15 protein-coding genes and 1 tRNA gene are annotated in these 13,630 nt (G+C 60.7%); 7 read left to right on the top strand and 9 right to left on the bottom strand.

Annotated elements, in window-relative coordinates; all coding sequences use genetic code 11:
- The first annotated feature begins 259 nt into the window (after nucleotides 1-259).
- The 4 genes from thrC (at nucleotide 260) to AC1RT6_RS09830 (ending at nucleotide 4,409) form a co-directional block, all read left to right on the top strand.
- A complete protein-coding gene (gene thrC, locus AC1RT6_RS09845; protein ID WP_079445394.1) occupies nucleotides 260-1,678 on the top strand; it encodes a threonine synthase in 1,419 nt (472 codons plus the stop codon).
- Complete coding sequence (locus AC1RT6_RS09840; RefSeq protein ID WP_079445308.1) at nucleotides 1,675-2,964, top strand: M16 family metallopeptidase; 1,290 nt, start codon at nucleotides 1,675-1,677, stop codon at nucleotides 2,962-2,964. The genes thrC and AC1RT6_RS09840 overlap by 4 nt, the downstream gene beginning before the upstream one ends.
- A 33-nt stretch (nucleotides 2,965-2,997) precedes the next feature.
- Nucleotides 2,998-3,582 carry a GNAT family N-acetyltransferase gene (locus tag AC1RT6_RS09835; protein ID WP_079445309.1) on the top strand — a complete coding sequence of 195 codons (585 nt, stop codon included), beginning with the start codon at nucleotides 2,998-3,000 and terminating at the stop codon, nucleotides 3,580-3,582.
- Nucleotides 3,583-3,713: 131 nt separating this feature from the next.
- Nucleotides 3,714-4,409, top strand: coding sequence for a hypothetical protein (locus AC1RT6_RS09830; protein WP_079445310.1), 696 nt, complete (start codon nucleotides 3,714-3,716; stop codon nucleotides 4,407-4,409).
- Between the two features lie 196 nt (nucleotides 4,410-4,605).
- On the opposite strand, the gene AC1RT6_RS09825 is transcribed toward AC1RT6_RS09830, so the two are convergent.
- The 5 genes from AC1RT6_RS09825 to AC1RT6_RS09805 form a co-directional block, all read right to left on the bottom strand.
- The gene (locus tag AC1RT6_RS09825) at nucleotides 4,606-5,091 is read right to left on the bottom strand and encodes a F0F1 ATP synthase subunit B family protein (RefSeq protein ID WP_472791103.1); all 486 of its coding nucleotides are present in this window, start codon (nucleotides 5,089-5,091) and stop codon (nucleotides 4,606-4,608) included.
- 7 nt (nucleotides 5,092-5,098) lie between these two features.
- Nucleotides 5,099-5,656 (bottom strand): F0F1 ATP synthase subunit B family protein, encoded by a 558-nt coding sequence (locus AC1RT6_RS09820; RefSeq protein ID WP_079445312.1) that lies wholly within the window; start codon nucleotides 5,654-5,656, stop codon nucleotides 5,099-5,101.
- A 63-nt stretch (nucleotides 5,657-5,719) separates the two neighbouring features.
- Nucleotides 5,720-5,947 carry a F0F1 ATP synthase subunit C gene (locus AC1RT6_RS09815; RefSeq protein WP_009796340.1) on the bottom strand — a complete coding sequence of 76 codons (228 nt, stop codon included), beginning with the start codon at nucleotides 5,945-5,947 and terminating at the stop codon, nucleotides 5,720-5,722.
- A 57-nt stretch (nucleotides 5,948-6,004) separates the two neighbouring features.
- The gene (locus tag AC1RT6_RS09810) at nucleotides 6,005-6,748 is read right to left on the bottom strand and encodes a F0F1 ATP synthase subunit A (RefSeq protein WP_079445313.1); all 744 of its coding nucleotides are present in this window, start codon (nucleotides 6,746-6,748) and stop codon (nucleotides 6,005-6,007) included.
- A gap of 68 nt (nucleotides 6,749-6,816) precedes the next feature.
- Nucleotides 6,817-7,200 (bottom strand): AtpZ/AtpI family protein, encoded by a 384-nt coding sequence (locus tag AC1RT6_RS09805; protein WP_079445314.1) that lies wholly within the window; start codon nucleotides 7,198-7,200, stop codon nucleotides 6,817-6,819.
- Between the two features lie 424 nt (nucleotides 7,201-7,624).
- Here AC1RT6_RS09805 and AC1RT6_RS09800 point away from each other — a divergent pair, with 424 nt between their 5' ends.
- Both AC1RT6_RS09800 and AC1RT6_RS09795 read left to right on the top strand, forming a co-directional pair.
- Complete coding sequence (locus tag AC1RT6_RS09800; RefSeq protein ID WP_472791104.1) at nucleotides 7,625-8,152, top strand: hypothetical protein; 528 nt, start codon at nucleotides 7,625-7,627, stop codon at nucleotides 8,150-8,152.
- 228 nt (nucleotides 8,153-8,380) lie between these two features.
- Nucleotides 8,381-9,031, top strand: a complete 651-nt coding sequence (locus AC1RT6_RS09795) for a response regulator transcription factor (protein ID WP_493029473.1) — start codon at nucleotides 8,381-8,383, stop codon at nucleotides 9,029-9,031.
- Nucleotides 9,032-9,328: 297 nt separating this feature from the next.
- On the opposite strand, the gene hemA is transcribed toward AC1RT6_RS09795, so the two are convergent.
- From hemA to AC1RT6_RS09775, 4 genes are all read right to left on the bottom strand, one after another.
- On the bottom strand, nucleotides 9,329-10,558 hold the full coding sequence (gene hemA / locus AC1RT6_RS09790) for a 5-aminolevulinate synthase (protein ID WP_079445317.1): 1,230 nt from the start codon (nucleotides 10,556-10,558) through the stop codon (nucleotides 9,329-9,331).
- Nucleotides 10,559-10,782: 224 nt separating this feature from the next.
- Nucleotides 10,783-11,808: a biotin synthase BioB gene (gene bioB, locus AC1RT6_RS09785; RefSeq protein ID WP_472791106.1), complete on the bottom strand. Its 1,026-nt coding sequence runs from the start codon at nucleotides 11,806-11,808 to the stop codon at nucleotides 10,783-10,785.
- 181 nt (nucleotides 11,809-11,989) lie between these two features.
- A complete protein-coding gene (locus AC1RT6_RS09780; protein ID WP_079445395.1) occupies nucleotides 11,990-12,670 on the bottom strand; it encodes an outer membrane protein in 681 nt (226 codons plus the stop codon).
- A gap of 332 nt (nucleotides 12,671-13,002) precedes the next feature.
- Nucleotides 13,003-13,077, bottom strand: a tRNA-Thr gene (locus AC1RT6_RS09775).
- Between the two features lie 248 nt (nucleotides 13,078-13,325).
- Between AC1RT6_RS09775 and AC1RT6_RS09770 the strand changes: the two genes are divergently transcribed.
- Complete coding sequence (locus AC1RT6_RS09770) at nucleotides 13,326-13,493, top strand: hypothetical protein (RefSeq protein WP_210189114.1); 168 nt, start codon at nucleotides 13,326-13,328, stop codon at nucleotides 13,491-13,493.
- The last annotated feature ends 137 nt before the right edge of the window (nucleotides 13,494-13,630 follow it).

The raw sequence follows: 13,630 nt of genomic DNA, 5'->3' as shown, positions 1-13,630 counted from the left end.
CTCGTCGTCGAAGTCAAGTATCAGCCAGCCCTCTGGATCCACGCTGCTCTCTGGATCCCAACAGTCCTCGCTGTTACCCCCAGGCGCGAAACGCTTCAACGCAACGTTTAGCTGCATTGGGCGGCGCGGCTTTTTCTCTCCCTTCGATTTCCTCTTCATCCCGAAACGCTTTATGGTACGCGGCGGCTATCGCTGATGGCGACATGGATAACTCGCGCTATCAAATATTTGGCAACGCACTCCGCCGTTGGAGGCCGGCTTGACGCATTATCTTTCGACTCGGGGGGAAACCCAGAAACTCGGCTTTTCCGATGTGATGCTGGCTGGCCTCGCTCGTGACGGCGGCCTTTATGTGCCCGAAATCTGGCCGCAGCTAACGCCCGACACTATCGCAGGCTTCTTCGGCCGACCGTACTGGGAGGTGGCCGTGGAGGTAATCCGGCCGTTCGTGGCTGGAGACATCGCCGAGGCCGATCTCGGCCGGATGGCCAACGAGGCTTATGCGATGTTCCGGCACCCGGCGGTGGTGCCGCTTGATCAGATCGGTCCTCAACAGTTCATGCTGGAGCTGTTTCACGGTCCGACGCTCGCGTTCAAGGACGTGGCGATGCAATTGCTGTCCCGGTTGATGGATCATGTTCTGTCACAACGAGGCCAGCGTACCACGATCGTCGTCGCAACCTCGGGTGACACCGGCGGCGCTGCGGTCCACGCATTCGCCAACAGCGCCAATGTCGATCTGATCGTGCTGTTCCCGGACGGCCGCATCTCCGAAGTGCAGCGGCGCATGATGACGACGACGGCCGCGCCAAATGTTCATGCACTCGCCGTCAAAGGCACCTTCGACGACTGCCAGGCGATCGTGAAAGGGCTGTTCAACAACCACCGCTTTCGGGACGAGGTGTCGCTCTCCGGTGTCAACTCGATCAACTGGGCACGAATTGTTGCGCAGGTGGTGTATTACTTCACCTCGGCGGTCGCGCTTGGCGCGCCGGCGCGGGCCGTCGATTTTACCGTGCCGACCGGCAACTTCGGCGACATCTTTGCCGGCTACGTCGCAAAGCGCATGGGTCTGCCGATACGCTGGTTGCGTATCGCCGCCAACATCAACGATATCTTGCCGCGTACACTAAAGACCGGCATCTATGAAGTGCGCGAAGTTCACGCCACCACCTCGCCATCGATGGACATTCAGGTGTCGTCGAACTTCGAGCGGCTGTTGTTCGAGGCGACGGGGCGCGACGCCGCGCAGGTGCGCGCGATGATGGCGTCGCTGCAGCAATCCGGTCGCTTCGCGCTGCCGGATTCGGTGCTGGCCGCGATGCGCGCCGACTTCGATGCCGGGCGCGCCGACGAAACAGAGACCGCCGCCTCGATCCGCACGGCGTGGCGCGAAGCCGGAGATCTGGTCGACCCGCATACAGCTGTTGCGCTGACAGTGGCCGATCGCGACGCGCCCGACTCGCGTGTTCCCAATATCGTGCTGGCGACTGCCCATGGCGCAAAGTTCCCTGACGCGGTTGAAGCCGCCTGCGGCGTGCGGCCTCCATTACCGGCCTGGCTCGACGGCTTGATGACTCGGCCCGAGCGGATCACGGTCGTGAACAACGATCAGGCAGAAATCGAACGGTTCGCGCTGTCCGTCAGCCGCGCCGCCAAGCACGGAGTTGCCGGATGAGTGTCGATATGACGAAACTGTCTTCCGGCCTCACGGTCATCACTGATGCCATGCCGCATCTGGAAACCGCCGCGCTCGGAGTCTGGACCGGGGTTGGCGGCCGCGACGAGAAACCAAACGAGCATGGCATCTCGCATTTGCTTGAGCACATGGCATTTAAAGGAACCACCAGGCGTTCGGCGCGAGAGATCGCCGAGGAGATCGAGGCAGTCGGTGGCGATCTCAATGCCGCTACAGGTGTTGAGACGACGGCTTATTACGCGCGGGTGATGAAGGCTGACGTTCCGCTCGCGCTCGACGTGCTGAGCGATATCCTGTCCAATCCGAGCTTCGACGCGAAGGAACTCGAATGCGAGAAAGGCGTCATCGAGCAGGAAATGGGTGCGGCGCAAGACACTCCTGACGACGTCGTTTTCGAGCATCTCAACGAGCTCTGCTATCCGGACCAGCCGATCGGGCGTTCGCTGCTCGGTACGCCGGAGACGCTGAAGCGGTTCAACAGCGACATGCTGCATGGATATCTCAAAACGCATTATCGCGGGCCGGACATGGTGGTGGCGGCGGCGGGTGCGATCGAGCACAAGGCGGTCGTGGCCGAGGTCGAGCGTTGCTTTGCAAGTCTGGATGCCGCGCCGGCTCCGCAGCCGCCGGCGGCGAAATTCGGCAGCGGTGGCTCCAAAGTGGTGCATCGCGACCTCGAGCAGGCGCATCTGACGCTTGCGCTGGAAGGGGTGTCGCAGACCGATGCCTCGCTATTCTCGTTGCAGGTGTTCACCAATGTTCTGGGGGGGGGCATGTCCTCGCGATTGTTTCAGGAAGTCCGTGAGAAGCGCGGTCTGTGCTATTCAATCTACACCTTCCATGCACCCTATGCCGACACTGGCTTCTTTGGGCTCTACACCGGCACCGATCCGAGCGACGCGCCGGAAATGATGGAAGTCGTCGTCGACGTTATCAGCGAGGCTGTGGAAACGCTGACGGAAGCCGAGATCGCGCGCGCGAAAGCGCAGATGAAAGCCGGCCTGCTGATGGCTTTGGAGAGTTGCAGCGCCCGCGCCGAACAATTGGCGCGGCATATGCTCGTCTATGGACGGCCCCAGGGCGTTCCCGAATTGATGGCCAGGATCGATGCCGTCAGCGTCGACTCAACGCGCGACGCGGCGCGCATCCTGCTGGCGCGCAGCCGTCCCGCGGTCGTCGCGCTTGGCAGCGGCAGGGGGCTGGACACTGCGGTCGCTTTTGCGGAAGGATTGGCACAGTCGAAGGCCCGAATTTTGCTCCACTAGCCACAGGCTGGGATTCGGGGTCGAGGAACGGTCATGGCTCTATTTCGTCTGCCGTCCAGCGCGCCAGCGCTTGTGCCGCGAGGGCACGGTCTGTTGCTGCGTGCGCCTGAGATGTCCGATTTTTTGCAATGGAGACAGCTTCGTGAGCACAGCCGCGCCTATCTGACCCCATGGGAACCGATGTGGCCATCGGACGACCTGACCCGCGCCGGATTTCGGCGGCGGTTACGCCGCTACGCAGAGGATATCGCCGGCGACAGGTCCTACCCATTCATTGTGTTTCGCGAATCCGACGGCATCATGTTGGGTGGGGTCACGCTCGCCAATGTCCGTCGCGGCATCGCGCAGGCAGGCACTATCGGATATTGGATAGGCCAGCCCTATGCGGGGCGAGGCTATATGACCGCGGCGTTGCGGGTGCTGCTTCCGATCCTGTTCGGCGAACTGAACCTGCATCGCATCGAGGCTGCCTGCATTCCCAGCAATATGCCGTCCATTCGCGTGCTGGAAAAGTGCGGCTTCACGCGGGAGGGGTTGGCGCGTCGCTATCTTTGCATCAATGGAATCTGGCAGGATCACCTGCTGTTCGGCATGTTGCACGACGATTTCCACGGCTAGACATTTTCCGTCCGAAAGAATCGGAGACGGTCCGAGATCGCCCGTCATTTCCGTCTGACGAACCCCACCTTTGGCTTGCGGCCATTGGCTTGTTATAAAGCCGCGCGTGGAAACAACGACGGACGACGTGAATGCTTAATGTTGCGGGCACCACCGAAGTGGATGAACCGGCTCCTGTCAGGCACTTGGTTGGCTTTCCGTTGCGTCTGATGACTATGGTCGCAGGCTGCTGGATAGTTGCCGCTTCCCCAGCGCTATCGCAGTCGCTCGGGGATCGTTTCAAGGAAATGTTCGGCGTCAAATCGCAGCCGGAGCGAGCGGCGCCGGCATCCGGCGACGTGGCTTCTGTGCCCGACGATCTTACCTGTCCGACCGTCTCCATCCGTGCCGGCGCATCGACCTACACGGTCGGCGCCTCAGGTCAGCCGGCGAGTGGTACCGATGTCCGCTATCAGGCGACTATCGGCGATACCGCGCGAGAATGCGACTACAACACCGATACGCATCAGATCGCAATCAAGGTCGGTATCCGCGGGCGGGTCATCGTGGGGCCGGCGGGGGCACCGTCGTCCGTGGAGGTGCCGTTGCGCGTCGCGGTGGTTGAGGATGGCGTTTCCGCGAAAACGATCGCCACCAAGGCCTATACGATTACGGTGAACCTGTCGGGCAACGAAGGCGGGACCTACAGCTTTGTTTCGGACGACATTTCGTATCCGGCGCCGCAGAGCGCGGCCGCCGACCGCTACGTGTTTTACGTCGGATTCGATCCGCAGGCGCTGAAGCCTGAACCACGCTCGGATCGCAAACGGCCGAGATCGCAGAGATAACGGACACAGCGGTTGCGCTGCGCGCGATCCGTCGGCAGCAATTCGCGCAAGCGGATATTGAATACGCCGCGGTCGTTGCGATTGTGGTCACGCTTCCGCGTTTGATGATACCGTTCGGCAGTCCATCGGTAACAGTCCGGGAAACAAAAAAGCCGGCGGAGCACCTCACGCCGGCTTTCGTCGCATTTGAAAGAACTCAGTTGAGCTTGGTCCGAACTTCGCTGACGCCTTTGGCGAGCAGATCGTCGGCAAGCTGTCCCTTTACCGAATTTGACAGGATTGAGGAGGCAGCGGCGACAGCGGCGTCGGCAGCGGCGGCGCGGACATCCGCGATAGCCTGGGCTTCTGCCGAGGCTATCTTGCCTTCCGCGCTCTTGGTGCGGCGCGCGACGAAATCTTCCATCTTGACCTTTGCTTCGGCCGCGATGCGCTCGGCTTCGGCTTTGGCCGAGGCGATAATCTCCTGCGCTTCATGCTCGGCGCTCGCATGGCGGGCTTTGTAGTCGGCGAGCAGCTTCGCGGCTTCATCCTTCAGGCGACGCGCATCGTCGAGCTCGCCCTTGATGCGCGCGCTGCGACGATCGAGCGCCGATAGCACCGTGCGGTGTACTCCCACATAGGCGAAGATGCCCATCAGGATCAGGAAGGCTATGGCAACCCAGGTTTCCGGTTGGGCAAACATGGTCTCGTCATCCCTTCATCGAGGCTTCGACGGCGCCGTCGACGAGCTTGGGATCGGGCGTTGCGCCGGTCAGTTGCTGCACGATAGCCGTTGCCGCATCGCTTGCGATGCTGCGGACGTTGCTCATCGCCGCCGCGCGCGTTGAGGCAATGGTCTTCTCGGCGTCGGCGAGCTTGACGGACAACCGTTCCTCGAGCGCCCTGCGTTCGGCGTCTGCCGCTGCATTCAGCTTCTCGCGGGTGTCGTTGCTGATCGCCTGCGCTCGTGTCCGCGCGGCCGCGAGTTCGGTCTCATAGGCCTTCAATGCGCCGTCGGACTCGTCCTTCAGCTTTTGTGCCCGCGCGAGGTCGCCCTCGATCGTGTTCTGCCGATCATCGATGGTCTGGCGGACGCGTGGCAAGGCCACTCGCGACGAGATCATATAGAGCGCAACGAACGTGATCGTCAGCGATACCAGCTGGGACGCGAAGGTGTCCTTCTGGAACGGCGGGAACGGAGCCTTGTGGCCGCCGTCGGCTTCGGTGTGGGCCGTCGTGCCCTGTGCGTTGCCATGACTTTCAGCCACGGGCGTCTCCTTTGCGGTCGATCGGGACCCGGCTTTCCAGGTCCCGTCAGCCGGTCAGTGATCTTAAAGTGCGAACAGCAACAACAGGGCGATCAGCAGCGAGAAGATGCCGAGCGCTTCCGTCACCGCGAAGCCGAAGATCAGGTTGCCGAACTGGCCCTGGGCGGCCGAGGGATTGCGCACCGCGGCGGCAAGATAGTTGCCGAAGATGATGCCCACGCCGGCGCCGGCGCCACCCATCCCGATGCAGGCAATACCAGCGCCAATGTACTTCGCGGCAATCGGATCCATGAAACAAACTCCTTGCTGAGGTTTGTGAGAGTGACTTTGGAGGGATGTGTACCGGTCTTAGTGACCGGGATGAATCGCATCGTTGATGTAGATGCAGGTGAGAATTGTGAAGACGTAGGCCTGAAGGAATGCGACCAATAACTCGAGTGCGGTGAGCGCTACCACCAGCGCCAGCGGCAGCACGGCGCCGAACACGCCGACGATTCCCATGGCGCCGAGCATGGTGACGAAGCTCGCGAACACTTTCAGCGTAATGTGACCCGCCAGCATGTTGGCGAACAGACGCACGCTGTGCGAGACCGGCCGCGACAAGAACGAGATGATCTCGATCGCCACCACCAGCGGCAGGATCGCGACCGGAATGCCCGACGGCACGAATAGTTTGAAGAATCTCAGGCCGTTCTTGTAGAAGCCGTAGATCAGCACCGTGAAGAAGACGAGGAAAGCCAGGCCGGCCGTGATGATGATGTGGCTCGAGATCGTGAAGGTGTAGGGAATGATGCCGACGAGGTTTGAGACGGTCACCAGCATGAAGATTGAGAACACGAAGGGAAAGAACTTCATGCCGTCCTTGCCGGCGGTGGTGCGTATGGTGTCGGCGACGAACTCGTAGCTGATCTCGGCGATCGATTGCATGCGCCCGGGCACGAGCTTGCGACCGGTGCCCAGCATCAAAAGCGATGTCAGCACGACGGCGAGCAGCATGTAGGCGGAGGAATTGGTGAAGGCGATTTCCTGGCCGCCGATATGGCCGATCGTGAAAATCTTCTCGATGTTGAACTGGTGGATCGGGTCCATCATCCGCGTGCAACTTTCAGTCTGCCGGCAGGCCGGCGTTCAAGCAACTCAATCGTCCAGACGGCCATCCGTCATCGGTCTGTCTGCTCGGGAATCACGCCCGCCGACCGCATCACGTTGATCACGCCGGCTGCGAAGCCAAGCAGGAAAAACACAATCAGCCCCCAGGGCGAGGTCGACAGCAAGCGGTCGAATCCCCAGCCTATCAACGCCCCGACAGCAACGCCCGCGATCAATTCGGAGGATAGGCGGAAACCACGCGCCATTGCCGAGGCCCTGGCAGCTCCGTCCCCGCTTCCATCACCGGATTGGTCAGTCTCGTTCTTGCGGTGCCCACGAAGCTTGGACAGCCGTTGATCGAGATTTCCGAGCCTTTCGGAAAGCGCAGCTTCGTCGGGAGCCGAATGCTCGCGATCTCCGTGCCCGCTGCTGTTTTTGTCCGTGCCGTCAGCCATGCTCTCGACACCCGACACAACGCCGCGATCTTCAGGAAATTACGCCCGTTACCCTCAGAAGCCGCGCGGACCATACTGACGGCCCAAGGTCAAGTCAAGATTGTGTCGCTGTGGACTATAGCGTTGAATTAGCTGGCTTTATTCTAGAAAATCAAAGCGGCTGCGCTTAGTTGCCGCGCTGCAAAAGCGGTCTTCGCGAAAGGCGGCGGGCTGGCTAAGCGTTGCGGGCGCGCTCGCAACGCAAGAAAGCTGGCGACTTGGGGTATCTGGAGGGTCGTCTGACGCGCCGCAGCGGCAGGATAGTTGAGGGTGGACGTGGACCCGAAACGGACTGCCGACGCGTTGAAATCGGGTGGTCGGCGCTATAGGTCGATGACAGAGCGCCCGCTCGGGTGAAGCGAATTCGGTCTCGACGGAGCAGAGCATGTACGCGGCGATACCGTTCAGACTGTTGCGGATTTCCGCGATCACCGCGATGCTCTTTTGCCTGGTTGTTCCGGCGCTTGCGCAGGAGGCTGAGAAAGGACGCTATACGCTCGTGCCGATGAGCGGCGGCTTTGTCAGGCTGGATAGGCTTACCGGCGTGGTTTCCCATTGCGAGAACAAGGGCTCGGGTTGGGCGTGCTACGTATTGCCTGAAGAGCATGCCGCGCTGGATAAGGAAATCGGCCGGTTGCAGGCGGAGAACGAAAAATTGAAGGCGCAGCTCGCCGCGCGCGAGCCGGCCGACAAGATTCAGAAAGAATTGCCTCAACAACAGGGGTCGGGTGAGCCGGGGCCGGCTGCGCCAAAGGCTGACGGACCGAAATCCGCGGACGTCAACCGCAACAGCATTGAGATTCCACTCCCGAGCGATCGCGATATGGGCCGCTTGATGTCATTCGTCGAGCGTGCCTGGCGGCGGCTGATCGAGATGGCGAGCCGCGTCCAGCGCGATACGTCAGGAATCTGATGCCCGGGTCAGCTGAAGGCATTTGATGGCGGCGGCGGCGATCACGCCTGTCGTGCCATATTGTGTGTCGCAGGGCTTGCCCTTGAAGCCCCTGATGGCTGCTGCTCTCACCATCAAATCAAACTGCCTCGCGGACCACTCTGCCGAGATGATTGCGGACCCCGCACGAATCAGATTATACACGTATAAGTTGTGGTAACTCGCCTTTCGCTCGTGAGGAAGCCGCGGATGGGAAAGCTTTTGCCTTTTGTGTCGGATGTCCCGGTTTTCGTCGTCGACGATGATTCGTCGGTACGTGAAACGCTGGTTCTCCTTTTGAAAATCGAGGGGTATGCCGCGCAAGGCTTTGGCGACGGCGCTTCGTTTCTTGAGGAGATTCGCAGCGCATCTCCCGCCTGTGTCATTCTCGACCTGGATCTTCCCGGCGAATCGGGATTTCAAATCCTACGCAGGCTCGCCGCCGAAAAAGTTGCCTCGCCTATCCTTGTGATCTCGGGCGCAGCCGACATTGCAATGGCTGTCGAAGCCATGAAGCATGGCGCGCTCGACTTCCTGGAGAAGCCGTTTTTCTCCGATGCCATCGTCGACCGTGTTCGTGCCGCGGTGAAGGTTTGGCGAGAGACGCGTGGGAGCGAGAACGGCGGCCTCGCCAATTTTCCCGGCTGCCATCTGTTGACCTGCCGAGAGCGCGAGGTTCTGTCCCAGGTGGCCAGGGGTGCTTCGAACAAGGAAGCGGGGAGGAGACTTGGCATCAGTCCGCGCACCGTCGAGGTTCATCGCGCGCGGATCATGGACAAGCTCGGGGCGAAAAACACTGCCGATCTGATTCGGATTGTGTTCTCGGAGGCGAGTTCACGGCGGCAGCTTTCCGCGTCCTAGAGCCCTCCGCTTCTGACGGAATCAGAAGCGGGGCTCTATAATCTTGATTTAACGCGTTTTCTTCACGCGAACCGGTGCCCACTTCGCTCGAAAATGCTATATTAGCCCTTCCGCTACTAAGGCGGGTTTTGCTTGGAAAAACTTCGCGGCAATCGCACCCCCTCAGCTGGATAGTTTCCAGCTGATCAGTTCCTCCGCTTAGCGGAGGAGGGGCAGCGGTTCACGCGGAAAAAAACCTCACCTCGAACGAGAACGCGTTTGTGTTTCCGTTAAACGCGAAAACGTTCCGACAGGTCGTTACTCGGCTGCCATGGATTTCGCCTGCAGCGGCAGACCGAGACGCTCCCACACCTGAAGCAGCGCTTCGGCCAACTGATCGATCAGCGCGTCGTCGTGGTACGGCGACGGCGTGATTCGTAACCGCTCCATTCCCTTGGCAACGGTCGGATAGTTGATTGGCTGGATATAGATGTTGTGGTCGTGCAGCAACATATCGCAGGCCTGCTTGCAGCGCTCGGGATCGCCGACGAAAATCGGAACGATATGCGTCGAACTGACCATCACCGGCAGACCTGCCGCGATCAGGCTCGCCTTGGTTCGCGCGGCCCGCTCTTGATGGCGTTCGCGTTCCCAGGTTGATGATTTGAGATGTCGGATCGCGGCGGTCGCCGCGGAGCAGATCGCGGGCGGCAATGAGGTGGTAAAGATGAAGCCCGGCGCATAAGAGCGCACGGCGTCGATGATCTCGGAATTGCCGGCGATGTAGCCGCCGAGGCAGCCGAAGGCCTTGGCGAGCGTGCCTTCGAGGACGTCGATGCGGTGCATGACGCCTTCGCGCTCCGCGATGCCGCCGCCGCGCGGACCATACATGCCGACGGCGTGCACTTCGTCAACATAAGTCATGGCGTCGTAGCGTTCGGCGAGGTCGCAGATCTTCGAAAGCGGCGCGACATCGCCATCCATCGAATACAGGCTTTCGCAGGCGATCAGCTTGGGACGATCTGGGGCGGCGGCGCGAAGCAGCTCCTCGAGATGGGCAAGGTCGTTGTGGCGGAAAACCACACGTTCACAGCCGGACTGGCGGATGCCTTCGATCATCGAATTGTGGTTGAGCGCGTCAGAGAGGATCAGGCAGTTCGGAATCAGCTTTGCGAGGGTCGAAATACCGGTCTGATTGGAGACATAACCGGACGTGAACACGAGCGCCGCCGGCTTGCCGTGCAGATCGGCAAGCTCCTGTTCGAGCTGGACCAGAGGATGATGGTTTCCAGCGATATTGCGGGTGCCTCCGGCGCCGGTGCCGATACGGGTCGCGGTCTCGACCATGGCGCCGACCACCTTCGGGTGCTGACCCATGCCGAGATAGTCGTTCGAACACCAGATGATGACGTTGCGCGGCCCCTTGGGCGTGTGCAAGGTGGCATAGGGGAACCGACCGGCGATGCGCTCAAGATCGGCGAAAACACGGTAGCGCCGCTCGTCATGAAGGCGATCCAGCGCGTTACTGAAGAACTTGCTATAATCCATGACAACATCCGGATAAAAGCCCGGTACGCCGGACCGATCAGAACCTTTTTAGAGCCTTTCCAGCGGGGCTGTCGAGCCGAATCCGCAAAAGCGCCGGCTTGAGGGTTAAAAATCGCCATTAATTTTGCGCTGGAACAAAGCGGCCCTGCAACCGGCTGCCCGCTCGCGTCATGCGAGCAAGCTGATGACCCCTCGTTACGCCGCAACCGAGGTAATTCTCCCGGTCAGATCAGCGCGACGGCAGGCGCTTTCGCACTGTCCAGCGGCGACCTCATGCCGAGGCGGTCGAGCAATGCCGCGTCGCGCACGGTCTGCGGATTCTTCGTGGTGAGCAAAAGGTCGCCTATGAAAATGGAGTTGGCGCCGGCCACGAAGCACAGCGATTGCAGTTCATCGGTCATGTATTGCCGGCCCGCTGACAGCCTTACCACGCTCTTCGGCATCATGATCCGCGCCACCGCGATCATGCGGACCAGCGCGATAGGATCCGGTCGCTCGGCCGTGGCGTTGACCGGCACCCCCTGGACCTCGTTCCACATGTTGATAGGAACGCTTTCCGGATGCGCCGGGAGATTGGCCAGCAGCATCAACATGCCGAGGCGGTCGCCGACCTGCTCTCCCATGCCGATGATACCGCCGCAGCAGAGCTTCAGCCCGGCCTCGCGTGCATGGGCGAGCGTGTCGATACGGTCCTGCATGGTGCGGGTGGTGATAATCTGGCCGTAGAATTCGGGGGAAGTATCGACATTGTGGTTGTAGAAATCGAGTCCGGCCTTCTGCAGCCGCCGGGCCTGCTCGGGCGTGAGCATCCCCAGCGTCGCGCAGGTCTCCATGCCCAGTTCCTTGACGGCGCTGACCATGTCACAGATCCGATCGAGATCCCTGTCCTTCGGATTGCGCCAGGCCGCCGCCATGCAGAACCGGCCGGCGCCGGCATCCTTTGCCCGCCGGGCGGTGTCAATGACCGCTTCCCTGTCCATCAGCTTCGTGGCTTTGACCCCGGCGTCGTAATGCGCGCTTTGCGCACAGTATCCGCAGTCTTCCGGGCAGCCGCCGGTCTTGATGCTGAGCAGGCTCGCGGTCTCGACGTGATTGGGATCGAAATTGCGGCGATGGATGGTCTGCGCCTGAAAAAGCAGATCCGGGAACGGGAGGTTATAAAGTGTCTCGGCTTCGAGCCGCGTCCAATCGTGGCGTGTGCGCGCGACCGAATCATGGGTGCTGTCGAACGAAACCGAGGCTGAGTCCATGGCGTTATTCCCGTGTGTCTCGTCATGCGGAATCAGGTTTTGAACCGGCCTACCGCCTGGCAGAGATACCATGTGCATGGCGAATCGCGAACGACTCAAGCCGCGAAAAGCCCCAAAGCAAGAAGGGCCGGCATCAGATGCCGGCCCTTCTCTATTTCAGAACCGTGAGGTTCGGAAGTGATCAGTATCCCGGAGCAAGCGGAGCGCCCATCGGAGCACCCCAGTTGAAACGATAGTTCAGGCCGACCTTGATGGTGTGCTGGTCGTTGCGGAAGGTGCCAAAAGCTCCGACCGGACCGATGAAATTCACATTGCCAAAATCGTAGTATTGGTATTCGACCTTGCCCGACCAATTCTGGGTGAACAGGTATTCCAGACCACCGCCGACAGTGTATCCGTCGCGGCCGCCGGTGCCGGCAAAGCCGTTGGTGAAGCGCGAGTCAGCCCAGCCGTAGCCGCCCTTGACGTACAGCAGCGCCGGACCCCAGGTGTAGCCGAGCCGGCCGGTGACCGATCCGAGGCCACGGTTGGCGAAATTGCTACCGGTGTCGAGGAAGCTGTAGTTGGCTTCGATACCGAACACCCAGTTAGGGGAGAACTGCGTGTCGTAGCCGATCTGACCACCACCCATGAACCGGCCGTCGTTGTTGTTGTTGATAAAGCCCGGTGCAAGGACGTTATTGCTGCCACCGAAAGCGCCGCCGATGTGACCACCGATGTAGAAACCGGTCCAGTTATAGATCGGCGCGGGCGTGTAGGCCGGTGCCTTGGTGTAGGGACGCGCCGCAAGATCGGCGGCTTGTGCTGGCACGATCGCGGCCATACCGAGGAAGGCTACAGAAGCGAGCAGAATCTTTTTCATTGTGTTCTCCAGGAATTCAAGTTCCGAGCAGCCGTTCGTCGGCCCCGTCATTTGGACCCTAGATCGATTTGCCGAAAAAAGCTGTCACTGAGACGCCACACTCTGAAACGTTCGCAATCCGTTGAGGGGGCAGCAAGAGGGCATCGGACCTTGTAAGCTTAATGCCGCCCTAATAAAAGCTAAATGGAGCCTTAATTCCCGTGCCTTCCCGCCAATTTTGGGCAAGCAACACGGCTGCTGAAGCTTCCTCGGGCGGTCTCGGAGCCGCAACTCTGCGAATCACCTTTCGATTCGCGCTACTTGAGGATCGTTCGCGCTCTTCAAGGAAGGAATGGTGCTGCCAGACAGGATTGAACTGTCGACCTCTCCATTACCAATGGAGTGCTCTACCACTGAGCTACGGCAGCAAGCCCCAACGCGGAATCAGCCTATGGCCGACAAGGCGGGCCGATCCTTGCCACAAGGCTGTAGGGCGCGCAAGCCGAGGCGGCTGCGTTGCTGCGAATCGGGCGGGCCAGGGCGATCGCTATCGAGGCGGACGAACCGCGCCTGTGGAAGGCTTGGTTGCGGCAGCCGCGCCGGGGCATGTATGTTGAATTCGCCTGCTCCTCCCAGATCGAGGATCGGGCGCATCCGGACTCCCGAGCGGAACACCATGATCGACAACCGCGACACCGACCGCGACGCGGAGAATGGAAAACGTCGGATGCGGCTGAGGGCGGCGCTGCGCGAAAACCTCAAACGGCGTAAATCGCAATCCCGCGGACGAGCCGATCAAGCCGCTTCCGCGGAAGATCCTGAACCGGAGTGTCGGGACGAATGATGCCGAAGCCACTCGCTCTCTTCGGTGCGCGACAGGCGCGAAGAGATGATGGCGCTTGCCGCGCGATGTTCTAGCTAGTCTATTTTTTTGCTTCTGACTGAATCAGAAACGAAGCTTTGTTGTTTTGACGCGTTTTC

Source organism: Nitrobacter sp. MLSD-S21, assembly GCF_058809865.1.
The sequence above is the reverse complement of the archived record's forward strand: the minus strand, read 5'-3'. Positions and strand labels throughout refer to the sequence as shown.

Bases quoted from the DNA above. Each gene is read 5' to 3' on its own strand.
- AC1RT6_RS09795 (WP_493029473.1), top strand. From the start codon at position 8,381: ATGGGAAAGCTTTTGCCTTTTGTGTCGGATGTCCCGGTTTTCGTCGTC.
- AC1RT6_RS09805 (WP_079445314.1), bottom strand. From the start codon at position 7,200: ATGGCTGACGGCACGGACAAAAACAGCAGCGGGCACGGAGATCGCGAG.
- AC1RT6_RS09840 (WP_079445308.1), top strand. From the start codon at position 1,675: ATGAGTGTCGATATGACGAAACTGTCTTCCGGCCTCACGGTCATCACT.
- AC1RT6_RS09835 (WP_079445309.1), top strand. From the start codon at position 2,998: ATGGCTCTATTTCGTCTGCCGTCCAGCGCGCCAGCGCTTGTGCCGCGA.
- hemA (WP_079445317.1), bottom strand. From the start codon at position 10,558: ATGGATTATAGCAAGTTCTTCAGTAACGCGCTGGATCGCCTTCATGAC.
- AC1RT6_RS09825 (WP_472791103.1), bottom strand. From the start codon at position 5,091: ATGTTTGCCCAACCGGAAACCTGGGTTGCCATAGCCTTCCTGATCCTG.
- AC1RT6_RS09810 (WP_079445313.1), bottom strand. From the start codon at position 6,748: ATGATGGACCCGATCCACCAGTTCAACATCGAGAAGATTTTCACGATC.
- bioB (WP_472791106.1), bottom strand. From the start codon at position 11,808: ATGGACTCAGCCTCGGTTTCGTTCGACAGCACCCATGATTCGGTCGCG.
- AC1RT6_RS09780 (WP_079445395.1), bottom strand. From the start codon at position 12,670: ATGAAAAAGATTCTGCTCGCTTCTGTAGCCTTCCTCGGTATGGCCGCG.
- AC1RT6_RS09770 (WP_210189114.1), top strand. From the start codon at position 13,326: ATGATCGACAACCGCGACACCGACCGCGACGCGGAGAATGGAAAACGT.
- AC1RT6_RS09830 (WP_079445310.1), top strand. From the start codon at position 3,714: ATGCTTAATGTTGCGGGCACCACCGAAGTGGATGAACCGGCTCCTGTC.
- AC1RT6_RS09815 (WP_009796340.1), bottom strand. From the start codon at position 5,947: ATGGATCCGATTGCCGCGAAGTACATTGGCGCTGGTATTGCCTGCATC.
- AC1RT6_RS09800 (WP_472791104.1), top strand. From the start codon at position 7,625: ATGTACGCGGCGATACCGTTCAGACTGTTGCGGATTTCCGCGATCACC.